The sequence below is a fragment of the Desulfobaculum xiamenense genome, assembly GCF_011927665.1.
GTDB classification, from domain to species: domain Bacteria; phylum Desulfobacterota; class Desulfovibrionia; order Desulfovibrionales; family Desulfovibrionaceae; genus Desulfobaculum; species Desulfobaculum xiamenense.
On sequence record NZ_JAATJA010000001.1, the window covers coordinates 1,378,951 to 1,399,795 of the forward strand.

17 protein-coding genes are annotated in these 20,845 nt (G+C 64.1%); 6 read left to right on the forward strand and 11 right to left on the reverse strand.

Going from position 1 to position 20,845, the window contains the following annotated elements:
• Positions 1-54: 54 nt before the first annotated feature.
• From GGQ74_RS06330 to GGQ74_RS06355, 7 genes are all read right to left on the reverse strand, one after another.
• Positions 55-441 (reverse strand): PilZ domain-containing protein, encoded by a 387-nt coding sequence (locus GGQ74_RS06330; protein ID WP_167940651.1) that lies wholly within the window; start codon positions 439-441, stop codon positions 55-57.
• 75 nt (positions 442-516) lie between these two features.
• Complete coding sequence (locus GGQ74_RS06335) at positions 517-741, reverse strand: hypothetical protein (RefSeq protein ID WP_167940652.1); 225 nt, start codon at positions 739-741, stop codon at positions 517-519.
• Positions 738-959: a hypothetical protein gene (locus tag GGQ74_RS06340; protein ID WP_167940653.1), complete on the reverse strand. Its 222-nt coding sequence runs from the start codon at positions 957-959 to the stop codon at positions 738-740. The genes GGQ74_RS06335 and GGQ74_RS06340 overlap by 4 nt, the downstream gene beginning before the upstream one ends.
• Before the next feature lie 121 nt (positions 960-1,080).
• Positions 1,081-1,212, reverse strand: coding sequence for a hypothetical protein (locus tag GGQ74_RS16400; protein ID WP_280712728.1), 132 nt, complete (start codon positions 1,210-1,212; stop codon positions 1,081-1,083).
• 79 nt (positions 1,213-1,291) lie between these two features.
• On the reverse strand, positions 1,292-2,104 hold the full coding sequence (locus GGQ74_RS06345; protein ID WP_167940654.1) for a hypothetical protein: 813 nt from the start codon (positions 2,102-2,104) through the stop codon (positions 1,292-1,294).
• An 18-nt stretch (positions 2,105-2,122) separates the two neighbouring features.
• Positions 2,123-2,752, reverse strand: coding sequence for a LysE family translocator (locus tag GGQ74_RS06350; RefSeq protein WP_167940655.1), 630 nt, complete (start codon positions 2,750-2,752; stop codon positions 2,123-2,125).
• 24 nt (positions 2,753-2,776) lie between these two features.
• A complete protein-coding gene (locus GGQ74_RS06355; protein ID WP_167940656.1) occupies positions 2,777-3,028 on the reverse strand; it encodes a hypothetical protein in 252 nt (83 codons plus the stop codon).
• A gap of 157 nt (positions 3,029-3,185) precedes the next feature.
• Here GGQ74_RS06355 and GGQ74_RS06360 point away from each other — a divergent pair, with 157 nt between their 5' ends.
• A complete protein-coding gene (locus GGQ74_RS06360; protein WP_167940657.1) occupies positions 3,186-7,121 on the forward strand; it encodes a PAS domain S-box protein in 3,936 nt (1,311 codons plus the stop codon).
• Here GGQ74_RS06360 and GGQ74_RS06365 read toward each other — a convergent pair.
• A complete protein-coding gene (locus GGQ74_RS06365; RefSeq protein ID WP_167940658.1) occupies positions 7,113-8,507 on the reverse strand; it encodes a tetratricopeptide repeat protein in 1,395 nt (464 codons plus the stop codon). The two genes, GGQ74_RS06360 and GGQ74_RS06365, sit on opposite strands and share 9 nt — an antisense overlap.
• 104 nt (positions 8,508-8,611) lie before the next feature.
• A complete protein-coding gene (locus GGQ74_RS06370) occupies positions 8,612-13,498 on the reverse strand; it encodes a nidogen-like domain-containing protein (protein WP_167940659.1) in 4,887 nt (1,628 codons plus the stop codon).
• Between the two features lie 233 nt (positions 13,499-13,731).
• On the opposite strand from GGQ74_RS06370, the gene GGQ74_RS06375 reads away from it, so the two are divergent.
• From GGQ74_RS06375 to GGQ74_RS06385, 3 genes are all read left to right on the forward strand, one after another.
• On the forward strand, positions 13,732-14,340 hold the full coding sequence (locus tag GGQ74_RS06375) for a MarC family protein (RefSeq protein ID WP_167940660.1): 609 nt from the start codon (positions 13,732-13,734) through the stop codon (positions 14,338-14,340).
• Between the two features lie 122 nt (positions 14,341-14,462).
• Positions 14,463-15,983, forward strand: coding sequence for a carboxypeptidase M32 (locus GGQ74_RS06380; RefSeq protein ID WP_167940661.1), 1,521 nt, complete (start codon positions 14,463-14,465; stop codon positions 15,981-15,983).
• Between the two features lie 214 nt (positions 15,984-16,197).
• A complete protein-coding gene (locus GGQ74_RS06385) occupies positions 16,198-16,581 on the forward strand; it encodes a hypothetical protein (RefSeq protein WP_167940662.1) in 384 nt (127 codons plus the stop codon).
• A 123-nt stretch (positions 16,582-16,704) separates the two neighbouring features.
• Here GGQ74_RS06385 and GGQ74_RS06390 read toward each other — a convergent pair whose 3' ends face one another.
• Positions 16,705-17,436, reverse strand: a complete 732-nt coding sequence (locus GGQ74_RS06390) for a LexA family transcriptional regulator (RefSeq protein ID WP_167940663.1) — start codon at positions 17,434-17,436, stop codon at positions 16,705-16,707.
• Positions 17,437-17,606: 170 nt separating this feature from the next.
• Here GGQ74_RS06390 and GGQ74_RS06395 point away from each other — a divergent pair, with 170 nt between their 5' ends.
• On the forward strand, positions 17,607-18,002 hold the full coding sequence (locus GGQ74_RS06395) for an FxsA family protein (protein WP_167940664.1): 396 nt from the start codon (positions 17,607-17,609) through the stop codon (positions 18,000-18,002).
• A gap of 10 nt (positions 18,003-18,012) precedes the next feature.
• Positions 18,013-18,978, forward strand: a complete 966-nt coding sequence (locus GGQ74_RS06400; protein ID WP_167940665.1) for a rhomboid family intramembrane serine protease — start codon at positions 18,013-18,015, stop codon at positions 18,976-18,978.
• A 90-nt stretch (positions 18,979-19,068) separates the two neighbouring features.
• On the opposite strand, the gene GGQ74_RS06405 is transcribed toward GGQ74_RS06400, so the two are convergent.
• On the reverse strand, positions 19,069-20,787 hold the full coding sequence (locus tag GGQ74_RS06405) for an FAD-dependent oxidoreductase (RefSeq protein ID WP_167940666.1): 1,719 nt from the start codon (positions 20,785-20,787) through the stop codon (positions 19,069-19,071).
• Positions 20,788-20,845 lie beyond the last annotated feature (58 nt).

Sequence of the window (20,845 nt, forward strand, 5' to 3'; positions counted from 1 at the left end):
CGCGCGCGACCCGACGAGCCGCCAGAACCTCGCAACAAACAGCAACCGGTGCGTTCAGCGTTCGAAATCCGCGTCGTCCTCGTCGCCGAAGCCGCCGGTCAACTGCTCCTCGTCGATAAGGTCGGCGTCCTCGGCCATGAGGCGCACCACATTGCGCAGATGGGCGTAGGAATCCGGGTCCATATTCTCGAAATCCACGGCCAGCACCTGTCCCTCGGCGCGGGCGATGATTCCGGACACCTCGATGACCGCCGACTCCGACAGAGTGATGCGCATGATGCACGGCTCGCCAACGAGGCCATCCACGCTCTCATCGAGGACCTCGCACAACGCGCCCTTGAGGCTCAGATTCTCGGTGGCGATGGAAAAATCATCCCCACCGCAGAAGACAACTCCGGGAAATCTCGTGCGGACCCGGCTCCGCTTGCGCCTATCGTCCATGTGCTTCTCCCTTCGTGCGAACGCACCTGAAGTGGAAAGGGGGATGCTTCAACCTACGACGAAAGGCCCCGTCTGTCAGCCCCGAGGTCGGGACCGATCCTCGTCGGGGCGGGACAGGTGCCGCGCCAGCATGACGGCCAGCCCCACCGCCCACAGGGCGAGGATGGGGAAACGCACCCAGAACGGCACAAAAAAACGGCTCAAGGGAATAAATACGATGCCCGCCGCGAAATAGGCGATTTTCAGGCCAAGGCGGCCTGCGCCCGTGGAGCGTACGACGGATTGCGAGGACGGTTTCAACGCAGCTTGTCCGACAGCGCGTTCAACCCGTAGACCAGACACACGCCGATCACCACGAGAATGAACGCGGTCACAGGGTTCTTATACGAACCGACGAGGCCGAGATAGGAGTCGATGACGTTCTCGAGCCGCAGGAAGCGAATCAGTCCCAGAAATCCATAGGTAATGAAAGGCACGGCCAGCACGAAGCCGAGCACCTTGATAAGAAGCTTCATCATCCGCATCAGCTACTCCGTCTCTCTCCTGTTTGTCTGGCGGGCCGACAGTGCCCGCCTTGCCAATCCCCTGCCGTCACGCGGTCTTATGCACCAACACGCGGCGGGAGTAAAGACGGCGGGCCTACTCGCCGTCGCGCTCGGAGTGGTCCCGGTTGTGACGGCGGACGATGAGCGCCCCGCCCACAAGGGCGATAACCGAAAACAGGGCCGTGATGACGATGATCTGCATGCCTCGCGGCAGCGATTCCCACATGTGATTCTCTCCTTTCGGCGTGGCAGGAAAGGCGCAGCCCCCTGCGGGCGATGCCATCCCATCCCGCAACAGTCGGACGTCAGTCCATGCGACCGTCATGCCGGGTTGCGGAAGGCGTGGCGAAACCGGTCAGCAGCCGCTTCACTTCGTCGCGGTGCGCCGCGTACAGCGAGCGGGCGAAGGCGGTGACGGCACGCTTCACGGCTCGTAGCTCGGGCAGGTCCGGCGGATGGATGTAGTTCATGCCAAGGCACTCCACGGGCTTGAACTTCAGTTCCTCGTCGAGTTCCTGGCAGTAGTTGTCAAATGTCGCCCCGGACAGGCGCTGGCGTTCCAGAAGCGACGCGTCGAGCCCCTTGACGAAGCACAGCGTGCCCGAGGGCGAATGGTTCTCGTTCACGTCGCGGATTTTCTCGTTCAGCCGCCCGCACCACTTATGCAGGTGCGAATAGTTGGGCGTGATCAACTTGCGCCCCGAGCCGTCCGAGGCGTTGTAATAACGCCCGTGCAGATAGGCCTCCACCTCCGAGGCGAGGGCGGAATAGGCGTTTAGCACCAGCCCTACGTAGCGTCCGCGTGTGGTCAGAACCAGCAGCGGTTCGAGATCGTCCGTGTCACGCACGGCCGGGTCCGGCATATCCACGAGATGCGGAGCCGACACGCCGATGGCGGTGTAGAAGTCCGCCACGGCCCGCCCTTCGAGCAAAAGATAGTTGAGCGCGCCAGCCTTGCGCAGGACCACGGCCTCCACCGCCGCAAAATCGTCGGCGGCCTTGCGGTAGGCCTCGATCTCCTCGTCGAGGTTCTTGCGCGCACCGAAGAAGGTGTTCGCCGCCTCGACGAGCGTTTCCTGCACCAGGCCATCGGCCAGTTCATCGAATTCCCTGCCCATGCGAACCTCCCAAACGCGCTAGCGCTCCGCGAGACCGAGGCACAGCCCCATGGTCACGAACACGCCGCCCGTGGCGCGGGTCTGGAAACGACGCAGGCCCGGACGGCCCGAGGCCCACGCATTCACACACCCGAAGCACAGGGCGATGGTCGTCATCACCGCGAGGCCCGTGGCACAGAACGTGAGCCCCAGAACCAGCACCTGCACGGCGAAGTCCGCCGAGGCCGGATTGGCAAACTGCGGCAAAAACGACAGGAAGAACAGGGCGACCTTGGGATTGAAAATGGCGACCACCAGCCCCTGCCGGAAAATCTTCCCCACGGGGGCATCGGGCAGGCGCTTGTGCGCGTCGGCCTCCGGACGGGAGAGGATGAGCCGAAGCCCCATCCAGACCAGATACACCGCGCCGGCCCAGCGCACGATGTCGAAGGCCAGCGCGGAATGCGCCAGCACGGCGGAAAGCCCGAGCGACGCAGCCATGGTGTGCACCACACCGCCGCAGGCGATGGCCAGCGCGGAGGCCACTCCGGCCGCGCGCCCCTGCCCGGCGCTACGCGTGGCCACATAGAACATGTCCGGCCCCGGCGTCACATTGAGCAGAATCCCCGCAGCCATGAACACAAAAAAATTCTCGATACCGAACAGCATGCCCGCATTCCTGCCATCGAAGCCCTAACGGCTTCCGTCATCGTCCTGCCACCGTTTCCGGAGGCGTTCCCATTCCCGACGCACGGCGGACTTCACGGCCGGGCCGTGCTCGCGCCACATTTCCTTCGCTTCCCCGCCCTTTTCCGCGGCGTAGGTCTTGGCATCCGCAACACTGCGAATGGACTTCACCCGGTCCACCTCGGCCCGCAGCTCGTCGGAATGCTCCTCGAACTGCTTACGGATCAGGCTTCCAAGCAACTGAGTCCTCAATCCCATGACGACCTCCATGCGCACGCAACCGCGCTACGCGAAAGACAATCTGTACCAGAACTCGCCAGCCCCCGCCAGCGCCCCCGCATGGAGAAAATGCCAACGGCCCACGCAAGCGCGGATGCGTGTTGTGCAGAACCCCCGCGTGACATAGTGTTGGAAGATGGCCACCTCCACACCTCCGGAAACGCGCCGCACCGAAGGGACGGCAGTGCCGGGTGCCAATCTGCGCACCAGCATTGCCTTCCGCTTCTTCGTCGCATTCGCGGCCATCTTCATCGTCGCCCTCGGCTCCGTGGCGGCCACGCTCGAACTGTCCCTGCGCCATACGGACAGACTGCGGCTCGACGCAGAACTGGAGCACTGCGCCTCCTCCATCGTCACGCTGGTCCGGACCACCTCGTCCACGGCCGTCAAGGAGAATCTGCGCACCGTGGCCGAAGAGCAACTCCGTATCCTGAACATTCTCTTCAATCGAGCGGCCCAGGGCGAACTGACCGAGGCCGAGGCGCAGAAACGCGCCCACGACATCCTGCGCAACCACAGGATCGGCCCCACCGGCTACATCCACATCCTGACCGGACGCGGAAAGGTCGTCCTGCACCCCCGCAAGGAAATCGAAGGGCGGGACGCAAGCGCCCTCCCGTTCATCCGTGAACAGCTCCGGCGCAAGACCGGATACCTCGAATACGAACTGCTCGACGAATTCCACCCGAAACCGGTGCCCAAGATGCTATACATGGTCCACTTCCTGCCGTGGGACTGGATCGTCTCCGTCAGCGTCGAGCGCTCCGCCATGCAGAACCTCGTGAACCCGGAGGACATGCGCGCTGGCGTCATGGCCAACACCATCAGTCCCATCGGTTTCTCGGCCATCATCACGACCTCGGGTTCCGTCGTCATCCACCCGTGGCTCAAGGCCAACATGAAGCACCTGCGCGACGTGAACGGCGTACCCTACATACATAACGCCCTCGATTCCCCCGCCGGATTTCAGGACATCATGGCCATACTGCCATCATCCCCAGCGCCTCGGCACCTGCGGCTACACCACCTGCACATGCCGGAATCCGGATGGGTCGTGCTCACCTGCGGTGCGCCGGACGCCCTCGGGGCAAACCTCGGACCACTGCGCACTGCCGTATTCGGCGTCACCGGCGCAGGACTGGCTACCGGGCTGCTCATGGCCCTTCTGATCGCGACACGCACCCAGGCCCGCATGGGACGCCTGCTCGCCACCATGCAGCGTGCGGCCATGGGCGACTATACCGCCCATGCCGCCGAGAATACGCCGAAAATCCGTACCGACGAGCTCGGGACCATCGCCCGACACTTCAACGTGCTGATGACCAGACTGCGCGACGCAGCAAGCGAAAACACCCGCGCCCACCGCCTGCTCGAAGAACGCGTGGAGCAACGCACACACGAGATCGAACAGCGCGAACGCCTCTACAGAATCATCTTCGAGGCGGTCTCCGACGGGCTGCTCATCCTCGACGACTCGGGCACCGTGCGCGAGGCGAACAGCGCGGCGCAGAAACTCTTCCGGGCTGGGGAAGGCGACCTCGCCGGGCGCCCGCTCGCGGAGATCATCCACCCCGAGGACTGCGAAACAGCATCACGAATCCTCAAGAGCATCGCGGCATACGACGAACGCTCCGCATCCCCGCGATGCAGGCGCACGGACGACACCTTCTTCGAATCGGACCTGCGGGCGACCAGCCTCGACTACGGCGGGCGTCACCACCTTCTCCTCATGTTGCGCGACGTCACGGAAGAGCGCCGCATTGAGCGCGAACGCCGTGCCCTCGCCCGCTTTCCGGACGAGAACCCCGCCCCGATCATGCGCATGTCCACCACCGGAACGGTGCTCTACGCCAACGCTCCCGCCCGCGACGCGATCTGGCCCAACATGTCACCCGACATGCAACCAGACATGCAACTCGACGCGCTTCCCGAAGCGTTCGCCAGCGCCATTGGCGCCTGCCTGCACCACAATGACGTGGTGCAGGAGGAAATGGTCATCGGTGACAGGGCTTTCGCCTTCATCTTCGCCCCAGTTCCCGATCAGGGGTACGTCAACGTCTACGGGCAGGACATCACCGAGCGCAAACGCATGGAACACATCCTACGCTTGAATGAGCAACGCATGGCGCTGGCGCTGGAGACCAGCGGAGCCGTCGTCTACGAGCACACGATTCCCCCACGGCGGGATACCGGCTATCTCGATCCGCGCATCGCCCCGCTCATGGGCCTTCCCCTTGGCGGACTTCCGGTCGAAGCCTTCGACGCGGGCTGGTGGATGGAGCGCATCGCCCCGGAGGACCGCCCAAGCCTGCAACAGGAATACCGGGATTTCGTCTCCGGAACGGATCAGGATATTCATACCCGCTTCCGGCTCCGACACGAGGATGGGCACTGGATGCATCTGGAAATTTACGCCAAGGCCGTTGATTTCGACGAATACGGCCGGGCCAGCCGGGTGGTGGGCCTCGCGCTGGACGTGACGCGACAGCGCATGGTGGAGCGTAGCCTAAGCGAAAGCGAAAAATGGCTGCGAACCATCTTCAACAGCATGCAGGCGGGGATCATCGTCGCAGACATCGACACCTTCGACATCCTGGACGTAAACCCCGTGGCCTCAGCGCTCATCGGCCTCGCGCGGGAGGAACTGATCGGCCGCGACTTCTCGGCCTTCATCGTTCCGGGGCAGCACACGCTATGCATCAGCGAGGGGGCGGCCATCAGGGGATTGTCCGGGCAAGGCACGCTCGTTACCGCCACGGGGGAAAACGTGCCCATCCTCGGCAACGAGATCGTTGCCCTGCTTGGCGGCAAGCGCTCCATCGTCCACAACTTCATCGACATAACGGCCCTCAAGGAGACAGAGCGCGAACTGCGCACGGCCAATGCGGAACTCGAACTGCTGCTGTCGTCCATCTCGTCCATCCTCATAAGCGTGGACCAGAAGGAGCACATACGCCACTGGAACCAGAAGGCCGTGGAAACCTTCGGCATCACCCCCACCGACGCATCGGGGAAAACGCTCGACGAACTGCAACTCGCATGGAATCAGCAGATGGTCGGCGCAGCCGTCACCCTCTGCCAGACGCAGGGCGAATCCTCCCGGCTGGACGAAGTCCATTTCACCCGCGCCGACGGGCGCAAACGCATCCTCGGCCTCTCCCTGCATCCCATCCGGGACATCGGCGAGCAGCGCCACGGCTGCCTGCTGCTCGGCAGCGACATCACGGACCTCGTGCTCATGCAGCACCAATCCCTGCAAGCGCAGAAGCTCGAATCCATCGGCCAGCTCGCGGCGGGCATCGCCCACGAAATCAACACCCCCACGCAGTACGTGGGGGACAACACGCGCTTTCTGCGCGACGCCTTCGACGACTACGCCAGACTCATCGAGCGTTACGACGCCGTGGCCGAGGCCGCTCGCGAGGCGCAGGCCGCCGTGCGCGAACTGACAGAACTCGACGCCATCAAGGACGAGGTAGACCTCGACTACCTGCACGAGGAAATTCCCTCGGCCTTTGCGCAAACAATGGAAGGCATCGAACGCGTCACGAAAATCGTGCAATCCATGAAAACCTTCTCCCACCCCGGCGCGCGCGAAAAGGTTCCGGTGGACCTCGGGCAGGCCATCGAAAGCACCGTGACCATCTCACGAAACGAATGGAAATACGTGGCTGATCTGGAACTGGACATCGCGCCGGGCATGCCGCCCGTGGTCTGCCTGCCGGACGAGTTCAATCAGGTCATCCTGAACATGATCATCAACGCGGCCCACGCCATCGAGTCCGTGGTAGGCAAGGGCTCAGAGGCGAAGGGACTCATCACCCTGCGCGTGCGCGCGGAAGACGGCCATGCCGTCATCGCCATCACCGACACGGGCTGCGGCATCCCGCCCGAAATCCAGCCCTACATCTTCGACCCGTTCTTCACCACCAAGGAGGTCGGCAAGGGCACAGGCCAAGGGCTGAACATCGCCCACTCGGTCATCGTGGAAAAGCACGGCGGGACGATTTCCGTCGAATCGGAACCGGGCAGGGGCACCACGTTCACCATCCGCCTGCCCCTATCACCCTGACGCGCCCTCTCCGGATTCGTCGCAGGGAATGACACCCGCATACTGTTCCTTCTGATCCTGCGACAGCCCCTGCAATTCGCACCCCACCACAAGGGGTGTGACGCGCCGGACCACGGCCCCCATCTTGCGAACCTTCACGCCGCTCATCGACACAAGATCGAAAACCAATTCCTCGCCGATTTCAAAGGACTCGCCCCCGTGCTTGAAGCTCACGCCCAGCGCACTGGCATCGATCATGTGGAAATTCTGCTCGCGCTGGGGGAGTCGCGCGGCATATTCCGCCAGCGGGATCCGCTTCACCCGGCGCTTCTCCGGCCCGTCGAAGGCCGCTGCCGTCTCGATGAAGTCCACCCGTGCGCCCGTTGATGCCGTGGCCCGCGCATCGGCCCTCGTCACGGAAAGCACCAGTTCCCGCAACTCCTCGGGCACATCGCCGCGTGACGACAACTGGGAAAGCACCCCGGCCGCCTCGTCGCGCCGTCCGGCCTCCATGTGCACACGGGCAAGGGCGAGGCGCACGGCATCGTTGTGCGGGTCCAACTCCAGCGCGCGGGTGTAGAGGCGCTCCAGCTCGCTCGCATTGCGCTGCCCTGCCATATGGTCGGCCACGGTTTTGAAGGGATTCGGCGCCGTGGCGTCGAGCTTGCGCGTTTTGGCGAAGATGTCCGAAGCGGCGGCGTCCCTATCGAGCCACGCACAGGTCTCCGCAGCCTTGCTCATGAACTGCCCCCAGCGCTCCAGATTGCCCTGCCCGCGAAAGGCCTCGGCCAGCCCAACGTACGCCTCCGGATAGAGCATGTGCACGCGCACGGCCGCGGCGAACTTGGCAATGGCCCGGTCGTACTTGCGCAACTCCAGAAGGTTCAGGCCCTCCTCGTACAGCTTGCGGGCCTGCTCTATCTGCAATGTCACATGCTCGGAACGCGGCGTAAGTTCCGGATGTGTGGCATCCGGACCATTGACGCCCTTTTCCTTGAAGATGGTCCTGCGGATGGGCTCACGCGGGCCGAAGAGAATCTTCTCGATACGGACCATGAGCAGATAGGGCGTAAACGGCTTGTTGATGTAGTCGCGCCCGCCAAGGCGCAGGGCCTCGGCCACCATGGCGGCGGACGCCCCCCGCCCCATGAGCAGGAGCGGCAGGTGATAGAGCTCGCGGTCCGTGGCGATGCGGTCGATGAGTTCAAAGCGGTCCGCCACGGCGAGGTCGAAGTCGAGAAGCGCGATGTCCGTCTCGCGCTTCTTGAGGATGACGAATATCTCGTCGCGATCGGTGGAGTAGGCGATCTTCCGGTAGCCGTTATCCGCGAGTATCTTCGCGATGATATTGGCCACGGGGACGCACGGTTCACCAACAAGAATGCCTATGTTCTGCTTGGCCGACATGATGCGCTCCCATCCTTCTTCCGTGACCGCTCTTGGCGGCATGCGAGGCCGACCGTCCGGGCTTCCCCGCGAAGGCGGACGGTCGGCCCTCCCCGACAGATGCCCTAGGTCGGGGCAAGCACGTCGATATCCCCCGCTGTGACGGCATCACCCGCCACGGTGGCGATCATGGTCTGTCCGCCCGCGCTGTCGCCGTTGGAGTCGTACCAGAGTTGCCCGCTCGACGAATCCCACACGAAGGTTGCGGAGCTGCTTCCGATGGAGCCGTTGGTACCGTCGTAGCCGCCAATGGCCGCGCTCTGGAATCCGGCGCTCTGCGAGAACGATGCGCCGTCGAACTGGAAGACGTCGTCCTGCCCAGTGTTGCTGAAGTCGCTCACGTAGTCCCCGCCATCCGACGGAGAGGCATAGTAGAAGGTGTCGTTGCCCGTGCCGCCGGTCAGGGTGTCCGCGCCGCCTGCGCCTTCGAGGAGGTTGTCCGAGGTGTTGCCCACCATGGTATCGGCGAGGGATGTTCCGATCACGCCCTCGATGCCCGCATAGCTGTTGGTTTCACTGTTGTAGGTCACGCTGCCGGAGCCGCCCGCGCCAAGCGTGATGTTCAACGCGATGGTCCCTTCCTCGAAGCTGAAGATGTCGAATTCCGTTCCGCCGTCGTAGGAATCGCCGCCGGGAGCGTAGAGCAGCAGGTCGTTACCCGCCTGCCCGGCAAGGTTATCCACGCCGTTTCCGCCAGAGAGGGTGTCATCGCCCGCGCCGCCGAAGAGCAGGTCGTTGCCGTCCATGCCCATCAGCACGTTGGCGTCGGCATTGCCGGTAAAGGTGTCATTCTGCAGGGAACCGTAGAGCCCCTCGATGCCTGTATAGGTCCCCGTGTAGGTATTGTAGGAAAAGGTGCCGGAACCGCCCGTGCCAAGCGTAACGGACGCCCCGGACGCTCCATTGACGAAATCGAGATGATCGATGCCCGTGCCGCCGTCGTAGGTGTCGTTGCCGTCGCTCACCACAAGCTTGTCATCATCGGCATCGCCGTAGAGGACGTCCACTCCACTGCCGCCATCGAGGATGTCATTCCCCGCGCCGCCGTCGAGGGTATCCGTACCGTCATACCCGAAGAGCGTGTCGTCTCCTCCGCCGCCCCCAAGCTCGTTGGCGTACATGTTTCCAGCAATGCTATCGGCGTAGTTGGTACCAGCCACCCCTTCGAAATTCTGGTAGGTGATGGTGTAGCCCGCGTAGGAGAGGGTGTCATAGCTGAAGCCGAGGGTCATATTCAGGGCGGTGGTTCCGTAGACGAAGGACAGGATGTCGGTGTGGTCGCCGCCGTCGAGGGTATCGGTACCGCCGACGTAGAGAATCTCGTCGTAGCCGATGCCACCATAGACGTAGTCGTTGCCCGCGCCTCCGGAGAGCGTGTCGTCGCCGGAATCGCCGGAAACGGTATCGTTGCCCTCACCACCGTCGATGGAGTCGTTGTCATCGGCCCCGTAGAGCATATCCGCCCCGGAGCGTCCGAAGATGGTGTCGTTGCCGAAGCCGCCGTAGATGGAATCGTTTCCGCCGCCGCTCAGGCTGTAGGTCAGGCCGTCGCCGTCCATGTAGTCGTCGTGCAGCCCGCCATCCATGGTGTCATTGCCAGTGCCGCCGATCATGGAATCGTTGCCATCGTCGCCGTACATCATGTCCAGCCCCTGCCCGCCGTACATGGTGTCGTTGCCGAAGCCACCGACCATGGAGTCGTCACCCGTGGTGGTGTTCAATGAATCGTCGCCGTAGAGGATATCGTTGTCGTCGCCGCCGAGGACGGTGTCGTTCCCGGCCCCACCCTCCATGGAATCCGCGCCGAAGCCGCCGACTATGGTGTCGTTGCCCGCGTCGCCGCGCAGGGTGTCGTTACCGTCGTCGCCGTAGATGCTGTCAGCCCCGGCTCCGCCGCTGACGGAGTCGTCACCGAAGCCGCCATTCAGGGAATCCAGCCCGGCGTTGCCATAGATGGTGTCGTTGCCGTCCCAGCCTTCCACGGTGTCGTTGCCGCCGAGGGTCGACAGGGAGTCGTCGCCGTAGAGCAGGTCGTTATCGAGATCGCCGCTTATATAGTCGTTGCCGAGGCCGCCCTCGATGGTGTCGAGCCCGTCGCCGCCGTGGAGCTGGTCATCGCCAGTGCCGCCGTAGATCTTGTCGTTACCGAAGTCGCCGCCAATCTCGTCGTTGCCGCCCTCGCCGTAGATGGTGTCGTCGCCGTCGCCGCCGAAGAGCGCGTCGCTATGCTTGGCCATCTCGACGAATTCGCCATTGATGATCTGGAAGTACCAGAACCCGGGCGACCCCACGTTGCCGCCCTGCATGGCGAGATCGAAGAGGTCGTCGGCGGTGCCGGACTCCTTGGGTTCGTCGAATCCGCCCTGCCCGTCGGTCCAGCCGATGCGGGCGGGATTCTCCTCGGCGGCTGTGTCGCCAAGGGGGTCGAGGTTGTCCACCCAGCCGATGTCCTCGTAGCGGATGATGACGTCATAGTCGCCAGCGCCGCGATCACTGCGGTTGATAATCTGAATCTGGAAGGCGTTGAGTTTGTCGATGCGCCCCGGAGCGTAGCCCACGTCGTCCCAGGTCACGGTCAGCGTGCCGTGCGTGGAATCCACGTCGTACCACACGAGGTTGGTGCCCTCGGAATTGCCGTCCATGAGGTCCGCATAGGGAGACGGTCCGCCGCTGGTGTCGATGTATGCCCAGAACGGCGCGATGACCGGAACGGTAACGAGCGAAAGCGGGCTGGTCTGCGTCTGCGTGAAGGCGGAGCCGAAGCTCAGCGTGCCGTTGGTGTTGACGTACAGCCCGGTGTACGTCTGCCCGCCGAAGGAAAGCCCCGTCGCAAAGGCGGAAGTAAGGTCCACATACTGCGAAGCGGTCGTGCCTCGGGCGAGGCTATTCTCGCCGAATCCGGCAGCTCCGCCAAGGCCGCTTTCAAGCGCATTATGCGGGTCGAACATCGTACCCAGGAAGCCGGACGTAGGATCGCCGGGATCGGCGGTCTCGTTGCCGCCGTAGATGAGGTCGTTGCCGGAGCCGCCGGAAATCTGATCGAATCCGCTTTCGGTTCCGGTTCCGCCGATGAGTGTGTCGTTACCCTCGCCACCATCGATGTAGTCCGAACCGCCCGCGCCGTTGATGCTGTCCTCAAGCTCAAGGCCGATCAACTCGTTGTCGGCGGAGTTGCCGATGATCGTGTCGCGGAAGAAGCCGCCGATCACGCCTTCGATGCCGATGAGCGTATCGGTGTCTCCCCACTCGTCGATGGCGTAACCGTGCCCGGAGCCGACCACGGTTCCGTCGCCAAGCTGGACGTAGACGCCTGTACCGTCGCCGTTACGACCGTAGGTATAATCGCCCTCCATGTCGCGGTCGTACTCGATCCAGTCGAAATTGTCGTAGGGGCTGTCGCCGTAGTAGAGGTCGTTGCCCGCGCCGCTCATGATGAAGTCCGAGCCGTCGCCGCCGTGGACCACGTCATCGCCCGCGCCGCCCTCAAGGTAGTCGCTCCCCGCGCCGCCATCGAGGGTATCGTTGCCGTCGCCGCCGAAGATGGCGTCGCCGCCCGAAGTTCCGGGCAGGCAGTCGCTTCCGGAGGTGCCCACAATCTTGTTCAGCTGGCTGAAATCGAAATCGTGATCATCATCGAAATCGCCGGACACCTGCGTGTCACTTGCGGGAGTCGTATCCACCGACGGAAGTGTGTCGTCGGCCAGTATGGGGATGATGTCGTCATCGTCGTCGAAGGTGGTCGTTGGCAGTGTCGGTACGAAAAGTATGGTGTCGGCAAGGGTGCCGGGCACGGTGCTTGTGCCAGGGACCGTAGAAACAAAGGGTTGCGTGCCGAACGCGTCACCTTCGCCGAAGCCTTGGTCCCCGTCCGGGATTCCAAAATCGCCCTGCCCCAAATCCCCCGTGAATCCGTCAAGACCGAATTCATCGCCGAAATCGCCCGCATCGCCCAATTCATCCCCAAGGGCGGGGCCTTCCGGTCCTTCCGGCCCCTCGTCGGGGCCAAGGTCCCCCTCGTCGCCAAGGGCCGTCAGTTCGTCCCCGAACTCGTCGCCCTCCCCCTCGCCGGGAAGTTCTTCGCCCTCGAAGTCGTCCGCGGCCAGTTCGTCCCCAAGCTCGGGAGCCTCGTCCACGAGGTCCCCCTCGCCCTCGCCGGGCAGTTCCTCGCCGAGTTCCTCTCCCTCGGCTAGCTCATCGCCTTCGCCGGGTTCGCCTTCTCCTTCGCCCTCACCATCGCCCTCTCCCTCGCCTCCTTCACCTTCACCATCACCTTCGGGCGCGGCCTCCTCGCCTTCGCCCTCACCCTGCCCCTCCTCGCCGCCTTCACCCTCTGGGCCTGCATCCTCGGGCGGAGCGTCCGGAGCCTGATACAAGCCGGGAACGATGGTGATCGGCGCGATGCTGCGCAGGAACTGCTTTTCCGTGGGAGTGTAGGGACGCGGCATGCCCATGCTTCCGTCCATGAAAACGTCCACAATGACGCCCGCCCCGGTGATGAACCTCGTCCCCTGCTCGGTGGTGATGACGAGATCCATGTCGTGATAATCGAAGATGCCGTACTTCTCGCTGCCGTCCGAGCCTATGAGAAAGTCCGCGCCCGTGCCGCGAATGCCTATGGTGGCCAGAGGCGATTGCACCGAGATCCCTTCGGGGTTGTCTTCGACGATCTTTCCGGTCACCATGCGGAAGGTGCCTTTGGCCATGTTGACCAGCAGCGTCGAAGCCGCGGGATTGCCCGCTTCGTAGACGAATTCGTCCACGGTGAGCCGCGCGTCCGGTCCCTGCGACAGCACAGAGTCGTCCGCGAATCTGATTTCCATATGCGCTCCGCCGGACGTCACGAGGACATCGTCGGCGTAGATGGGACTTCCCACCGAAAGGGAGCGCATTCCCTCAGCCGATTCCGCGTTGGCCTGCCCGCTCAGGGCGGCCACTTCGCCGATCTGCTGCATGATCAGCTCCGGGGTTCGGATGGATGAAAATGCTTCGCCACGCCTACCCCGAGTATAAGCACCGAACGCCCTACGCAAAAGGGGAATTCCGCATTTTAACCCGTCACAGGCGCATTTTCAGTCTATCACGCTGAAACGCTTGCCATTCGGCGGCAAATGGGTATACCGCGTCCTCCCGTAGCGTCCGCATCTTCAACACCGCGCGGACGCCAACACACTTCCGGAGCCTCTTCATGAACAATTACGAGCTTATCAGATCCATATTCGAACTGGCCTTCCCGCTGTTTCTCATCATGGACCCCATCGGCAACGGTGCGGTATCGCTCTCGCTTCTGCGCAACTACACGCCCGGACGCCAGCGGGCCATCATCGTGCGCGAATGCGTCTTCGCGCTCATGGTCGTGATGCTCTTCCAGTATCTGGGTGAGGGACTGCTCGGAATGCTCGACATCGGCCAGTCCACCTTGCGCATGGCTGGCGGCGTCATTCTCTTCGTCATCTCCATGAAGATGGTCTTCCCTCCCTCGGAAGGCGAAACGCCCGAAAGCTCCGCGACGGACCCCTTCATCGTGCCCATTGCCGTCCCACTCATCGCCGGGCCGTCGCTTCTGGCCGCCGTGATGCTCTATGCCCACCGCCCGGAAAGTAGCGCCATACTGCTTCCGGCCATTGTGGTCTCGTGGACGGCAACGGTCGTGATCATGCTGCTCATCCCGGTGCTCACACGGCTTCTGGGCAGACGGGGGCTTCGCGCTGCGGAACGCCTGATGGGGCTCATCCTCATCCTCATGTCGTTCCAGATGCTCGAAGACGGTGTGCGCCTATTCATCCAGTCCCTGTAATTTTCACACGGGGTGGCGCTTTCGACGGAAAGCGCCACCCCGCTCCCGCCTTCCCGATTCCCCTTTTCCTGCAAATCTCCTAGGATGGCATGATCGATCCCCCCAAACGTCCCGGAGGACCAATGCCACCAAGAGAAGCTTACGACTGGCTGCGCAACCACTGCATGGAAACGGCCCGTCTCGAATCGACCATATCGCTCCTGCACTGGGATCAGGGCACCAACATCCCCGCCGCAGGGCACAACCACCGCGCCGAACAGATCGCCGCGCTCACCCGCGTGGTCCACGCGCGCAGAACCGACGAACGCATCGGCGAGGCGCTGGAATCCTGCGTTCCCCTCGAACTGGCGGACGGCCCGGAGTCCGACCTCGCCGCCAACCTGCGCGGCTGGCGGCGCGAGTTCACCCGCGCGTCGCGCATTCCGGCGAACCTCGCCGTGGCCATCGCGCGCACCGCGTCCGAAGGCGAAAGCGCATGGGAACGCCTGCGCCCGGAAAACAACTGGGCCGCCTTCCTGCCCTACCTCGACGAACTGGTGAAGCTGCGCCGCGAGGAGGCCGAAGCCGTGGGTTACGAAAGCGAACCCTACGACGCGCTCCTCGACGAGTACGAACCCGGCGAGACAACGGCGTCCATCACCCCCCTGTTCGCCGAACTCAAGCGCACCACCGTCTCCCTGCTCGACCGCATCCTCGGCTCCGGCAAGGAACCGAAGATAGCGCTCGTGGGCCGCCGCTATCCGCTGGCCGATCAGGAACGCCTCGTGCGCCACGTCATCCGCACCCTCGGCTTCGACTTCACCGGCGGGCGCATGGACACCACTGTCCACCCCTTCTGCACACGCATCGGTCCCGGCGACATCCGCATCACCACCCGCTATCGCGAGGACGACTTCGCCGAATCCTTCTTCGGGGCGATCCACGAATGCGGGCATGCGCTCTACAGCCAGGGCCTGCCCGGCGCGCACTTCGGCACGCCCTGCGGACGTTCGGCGTCGCTCGGCATCCACGAGTCGCAGTCGCGGATGTGGGAGAACATGGTGGCGCGCTCGCGGGGATTCTGGGTCCATTTCCTCCCCCTCGCCTCCTACGCGCTGGACTCCCTGCGCGGCATCGGCACGGACGCCTTCCACTTCGCGGTCAACACCGTGCAGCCCGGCCTCATCAGAACCGACGCCGACGAGGTGACCTACAATCTGCACATCCTGTTGCGCTTCGATCTGGAGTTGGCGCTCCTGCGCGGCGACCTGCGCGCCGCCGACATCCCCGACGCGTGGAACGAAGGCATGCGCGAACTGCTGGGCCTCACCCCGCCGGATCACGCTTCCGGAGCCATGCAGGACGTCCACTGGGCCTCGGGGCTTATCGGCTACTTCCCGACCTATGCCCTCGGCAACATCTACGCCGCGCAGTTCATGGAAACCATCCGCGCGGGCATCGGCAATCCGGACGCCATGTTCGCGCGCGGAGAATTCGCCCCGCTTCTCGACTGGCTGCGGACAAACATCCACTCCCGCGCGGCCCGCCAGACCCCGCGTGAGATCGTCCGCGCCGTCACCGGGCAGGACCCCACACCGGCACCACTGGCGGCACACCTCGCCCGCAAGTACGAAACCCTGTACGGCCTGCGCCCATCGGCCTAGCAGGCTCCACAACGCATCACCCCGTGATGCATGATATTTTCCAAAGCACCACAACAGCGAGGCCGAACAGAAAGGACCAACCAAACAAAATTGACGCTCCCCCCTTTACATTCCTTCGCATTTCTGCTTTAGACTTGGTCTAAGTCTCGTTATCCCGACTCCGGCATGCATGAAGGACTTTCAATCGTCACGGACATGTAAAGGGGGGAGCAACATGGAACAGTTCACGTTGAAGAGAAACGGCAAACCGGACCTCGTCTTCAACGGCGCCCAGCTCGCGCAGGTGGATGAACGCGAGTTCGTCGGCTTCAAGGAAGACTGGATGGACACCTGCCTCTACCGCACGGCCTTCGGGCAGTATGTCCTGTCCTCGATCTTCCACATCACGAGCTGCGGCAAACGCGACATGACCTCCGCCCTCGTATTTTCCTGCGCGCAGGACCTGCTGGACTACCTCGAAATCGGCACGCGGCCCCTGTCGCCGCTGTCTCTCGAACTCCTCCGGCAGGCATCGCTGGAGGACGAGGCCTTCACCCTGTGCACGACGTTCTGCACGGTGCGCCTCAAGGTCCCGCACAAGACGCTCTGCGCGCAGTAGCACAACCCCGGCCCCCCTCGCGGCCGGTGGCATCCCCCTGAACGCACGACGAGGCAGCCGCCTTCCGGCGACTGCCTCGTCACGCATCCTCGGCACGTCGGTGTGCCGAACCATTCGAAACCGCTACATCAACTCGCGGGCCATCCAGATGACGCGCCCCAGCACTTCGACATTGATCTGATCGCCCACCGGCACCTCCAGCGGCTCATAGAAGCGACGGTTGTCGCTGACCAGAACAAGCTTGCCCGGCTTGCGCTCCAGCCGCTTGACCACGATCTCGTCGTCCATGCGCACGGCGTATATCTTACCGACCAGAATGTCGCACTGCGACAGGTCCACGAGGACCACGTCCTCATCCTCCAGCGTCGGCTCCATGCTCTCGCCCGTCACGCGCATGAGGCGCATGTCGTCGATGCTGCCCTTGCCGCGCAGCCACGAGCGACGAAAGGCGTAATATCCCACCACACGGTCGCTGGTCTCCGCGCTACCGCCGCCCCCGGCAAGGCGCGCCGCCACCAGCGGAATGAATTCGTACTCGCCCTGTCGTCCCTGTTCCGGCGTATCGGCGACGTTCTCGCGCACCACGTCCTCGCGCAGAAACTTGGCCCCGCGCCCCGTCTCCAGCCAGAAGGGGTTGATGGAATGCGCACGAAAAAGCTTGAGCAGCCATTCGGCCGGAACCTTGTTCTTGGCCTTGGCATCGGATATGGCCCCACGGCTCACGCCAAGCTCGCGGGCAAGGGCGCTCTGGGTGGCAAGGCCCAGCGCGTCGATCATACGCTCCACCACCTGCGTGGCCCCGACCCCCGCCGCGTGCGCTCCAAGCGCCGCCACACCGTTTCTCTCCACAGGCATGTCGATCCTCCTTCGTCATTGCCAGTCATGTAAACGACATAGAGAATAAAGCTGTGCTAAACACTCGTCAAGCATGGCATTAACATTTCAACATCCAGAACAGCCTTCCCAAACGCTCCGAAATGATTCATGCTCCGCCAACGGAAATCCGAACGGGAGAAAAACGAACCATGCTCTTCAAGCTTTTCGCGGCCTTCGCCGTCATACCGCTCGTGGAAATCTACCTGCTCATGAAGGTCGGCTCGTGGCTCGGCGCGGAGACGACCATCGCCATCGTGCTGCTCACGGGCTTCGTCGGGGCATGGCTCGCCAGGCAGCAGGGTACGTCTGTGCTCATGCGCATCCGGGAAGACATGTCGCGCGGCATTCCGCCCACCGGCCAGCTCGTGGACGCCATGCTCATCCTCGTGGCGGGCGTCATGCTGCTCACGCCCGGCTTCGCCACGGACATCGCGGGCATGCTTCTGCTGGTGCCCCCGGTGCGCGCGCAGCTCAAGGAAGCCCTGCGCCGCAAGCTGGAACTCTGGGCCAGAAGCGGCAGCGTGACCATCATCCATCGCTACTGATCCCACCGCCATGCCCACCACGGACCACCCCGACGCAGGCACCCCCACGAAAGACCGCGCAGCGTGGGTCGATCTGCTGGACGTGCTGCCCGACGGCATGGCGCGGCGCCCCCTCGATGGCGACACCGCGCGGGACTGGTCCCTCGCCCTCGGCGCGGCGGAGATTCCGCATCGGCTCATGCCGCTGGCACGCGGCTGGCGCATCGTCATCCGTGGCGACTGGGCCGAACGCGCCCGCGAGGAAATTTCCGCCTTCGCCAACGAAAATCCGCACCCACGCACCAGACGGGCAGCGCCCCGCCCCTTCCGCTCCGCAGCGGCATGGACCGCGGCGACGGTCATGACCCTCGGCGCGCTGTTCCACACGCTCATCACCCGCCCATGGCCGAAGTACGGACTGTATCCTGATCTGTGGCTCGACAATGGGCGCGCCGATTCCGCCGCCATACTCGCCGGGCAGTGGTGGCGGACACTCACGGCCCTGACCCTGCACGCCGACGCCGGGCACATGCTCGCCAACGCGGCGCTCGGCGGGGTGATCATGACCATCTTCTGCGCCGAGGCAGGCTCTGGCGCGGGCTGGCTCGTCTTCGTGCTCGGCGGCGCGTTCGGCAACCTCGCCAACGCCGCATTCCACGGACCGGGGCACTTGAGCATCGGCGCATCCACGGCCGTATTCGCCGCCGTGGGAGCACTCGGCACGCTACGCGCCGTGCGCGACAGAAGCATCGACCTGCGGCGCACCGTGGCCCCGGTGGTGGCGTGTCTGGGAATTCTGGCCATGCTCGGCACCGGCGGAGAACGCACGGACCTCGGCGCACACGCCTTCGGATTCCTCGCGGGGCTACCGCTCGGCGCGCTTACCGCATACGCCCTTCCCCGCCCCGCCGCGACACCCACCGGAGCGGACCGCCTCCTCGGCCTCACGGCGTTCACCGCCATGGCCAGCGCGTGGGCCTTGGCCTTCGCGCCCTAGCCTCTTCCCATCCCACTTTTGAAAACGAAAACGCCCCGCCCCGGACGAACCGGAGCGGGGCGCTGAAATCACGGCCTTCGAATCGCGCCGCTAGGCTTCGTCGGGCACGATGGTCGGATCGAGCATGCGGGCGAAAAGATAGCCGCCATGCACGTTCACGAGGTCGGTGAATCCCTTGGCGCGCAGCAGAACCTGACTCTCGTAGGAACGCAGGCCCGTGTTGCAGATGACGTGCAGCGTGACATCGCGCGGCAGTTCGTCATAGCGACGCGGCAGCTCGTCCTGCGGGATGTTGATCCAGCGCTTGCCGTACTTGCGGGTCATGGGTTCGCCCTGCTTGGCCGAGCGCACGTCGAGGATGATCTTCGACTCATCGGGCAGGATATCGCGCAGGAACACGCTCGGCTCCACGGGATGGCTGAAACCGTCGAGGACGTTCTTCAGGGCGTTGCCAGCGGCGTTGACGATGTCCATGGCCGAGGCGAACGGCGGAGCGTAGCCCACTTCGAGGTTCGACACGTCGTCGAGGTCCGGATGATGTCCCAGAAGCGCGGCCACGGCATCCACGCGTGCCTTCACCGCGTCCCCAGCCTCGCCTACGGCCTCCACGCCGAGCACGCGGCGGGTCTTGCGGTCGGCGACGAGCTTCAGGAACATCCACTTGTGGCCGGGATAGAAATGCGCACGGTCGGCCTGCACGGCAAGGCCCTCCACCGCGTCGAAGCCAGCGGCCTTCGCCTGCGCGAGGGTCAGACCGGCGGTGGCCACAGCCATGTCGAAGGCCTTGAGGCAGAAGGTGCCCACCGCGCCATCGAAGCGCTCGTTGCCGCCAGCGATGTTGGTGCCGATGACGCGTCCCTGCCTGTTGGCCAGCGAACCGAGGGGCAGATACATGCTGCCGCCGGTGATAAGGTTACGCACCTCCACGCAGTCGCCACCCGCATAGATGTTGGGGTCCGAGGTGCGCATGCGGGCGTCCACCAGCAATCCGCCGAAGGGACCGACGGCCAGCCCTGCCTCGCGGGCGATGGCGGTGTTGGGCCGCGCTCCCGCGCCGAAGATGACCAGATCGCAGGGGATGGTGCCCTTGTCCGTCTCCACGGCGGTGACGCCGTCCTCGTCGCCCACGATGCGCTGCACGCGGGTGGAGGCCATGACACTCACGCCATTGTCTTCGAGGTGGCGGGTCAGAAGCCCGGCGAGATCCGGTCCGATGGCCTGCGGCAGCACGTGGTCGCACATCTCGACGAGAGTGGTCTCCACGCCCCACAGCGCGGTAAGCGCCTCGGCCATTTCAAGACCGATGGCACCGCCGCCGACGACCACTGCGGAGCCGATCTTGCCCGCGGCGATCTGATCCTTGAGCATGATGGCCTTGTGCAGATTGGAAATGCTCACCACGCCCGGCAGATCGACCCCCTCGACCGGCGGGACGAAGGGCGTGGAACCGGTGGCCAGCACCAGCGTGTCGTAGGCAATGTCGCTTTCCTCGCCGGTCTTCAGGTCACGCACGCGCACGGACTTCGCCTTGCGGTCGATGGACAGGGCCTCGGTGGCGGTGCGCACGTTCACGCGCTTGTACACGTCGAAGAATTCCGGATCGCGCACGGCGTGGAAGACCGTGGAGAACAGCTCGTCAACGTTGGCGATGTCGCCACTAACGTAATAGGGAATGCCGCATCCGCCGTAGGAGATGATGGTGTCCCTGTCGATGAGGGTTATCTCCGCTTCGGGGTCGAGACGGCGGGCGCGGCAGGCGGCCTTGGGCCCGAGCGCCACGGCACCGATGATGACTATCCTTCTGCCCATTGATTTCTCCTTTGCGTGGTGACGCGCCACTGCCGCACACATCCCTTCGTCTGCGTCC

Coding starts and splice junctions, on each gene's coding strand:
- GGQ74_RS06350 (WP_167940655.1), bottom strand. CDS start 2,752: ATGCTGTTCGGTATCGAGAATTTTTTTGTGTTCATGGCTGCGGGGATT.
- GGQ74_RS06365 (WP_167940658.1), bottom strand. CDS start 8,507: ATGTCGGCCAAGCAGAACATAGGCATTCTTGTTGGTGAACCGTGCGTC.
- GGQ74_RS06395 (WP_167940664.1), top strand. CDS start 17,607: ATGCTCTTCAAGCTTTTCGCGGCCTTCGCCGTCATACCGCTCGTGGAA.
- GGQ74_RS06385 (WP_167940662.1), top strand. CDS start 16,198: ATGGAACAGTTCACGTTGAAGAGAAACGGCAAACCGGACCTCGTCTTC.
- GGQ74_RS06330 (WP_167940651.1), bottom strand. CDS start 441: ATGGACGATAGGCGCAAGCGGAGCCGGGTCCGCACGAGATTTCCCGGA.
- GGQ74_RS06400 (WP_167940665.1), top strand. CDS start 18,013: ATGCCCACCACGGACCACCCCGACGCAGGCACCCCCACGAAAGACCGC.
- GGQ74_RS06380 (WP_167940661.1), top strand. CDS start 14,463: ATGCCACCAAGAGAAGCTTACGACTGGCTGCGCAACCACTGCATGGAA.
- GGQ74_RS06340 (WP_167940653.1), bottom strand. CDS start 959: ATGATGAAGCTTCTTATCAAGGTGCTCGGCTTCGTGCTGGCCGTGCCT.
- GGQ74_RS06345 (WP_167940654.1), bottom strand. CDS start 2,104: ATGGGCAGGGAATTCGATGAACTGGCCGATGGCCTGGTGCAGGAAACG.
- GGQ74_RS06405 (WP_167940666.1), bottom strand. CDS start 20,787: ATGGGCAGAAGGATAGTCATCATCGGTGCCGTGGCGCTCGGGCCCAAG.
- GGQ74_RS06390 (WP_167940663.1), bottom strand. CDS start 17,436: ATGCCTGTGGAGAGAAACGGTGTGGCGGCGCTTGGAGCGCACGCGGCG.
- GGQ74_RS06355 (WP_167940656.1), bottom strand. CDS start 3,028: ATGGGATTGAGGACTCAGTTGCTTGGAAGCCTGATCCGTAAGCAGTTC.
- GGQ74_RS06370 (WP_167940659.1), bottom strand. CDS start 13,498: ATGCAGCAGATCGGCGAAGTGGCCGCCCTGAGCGGGCAGGCCAACGCG.
- GGQ74_RS16400 (WP_280712728.1), bottom strand. CDS start 1,212: ATGTGGGAATCGCTGCCGCGAGGCATGCAGATCATCGTCATCACGGCC.
- GGQ74_RS06375 (WP_167940660.1), top strand. CDS start 13,732: ATGAACAATTACGAGCTTATCAGATCCATATTCGAACTGGCCTTCCCG.
- GGQ74_RS06360 (WP_167940657.1), top strand. CDS start 3,186: ATGGCCACCTCCACACCTCCGGAAACGCGCCGCACCGAAGGGACGGCA.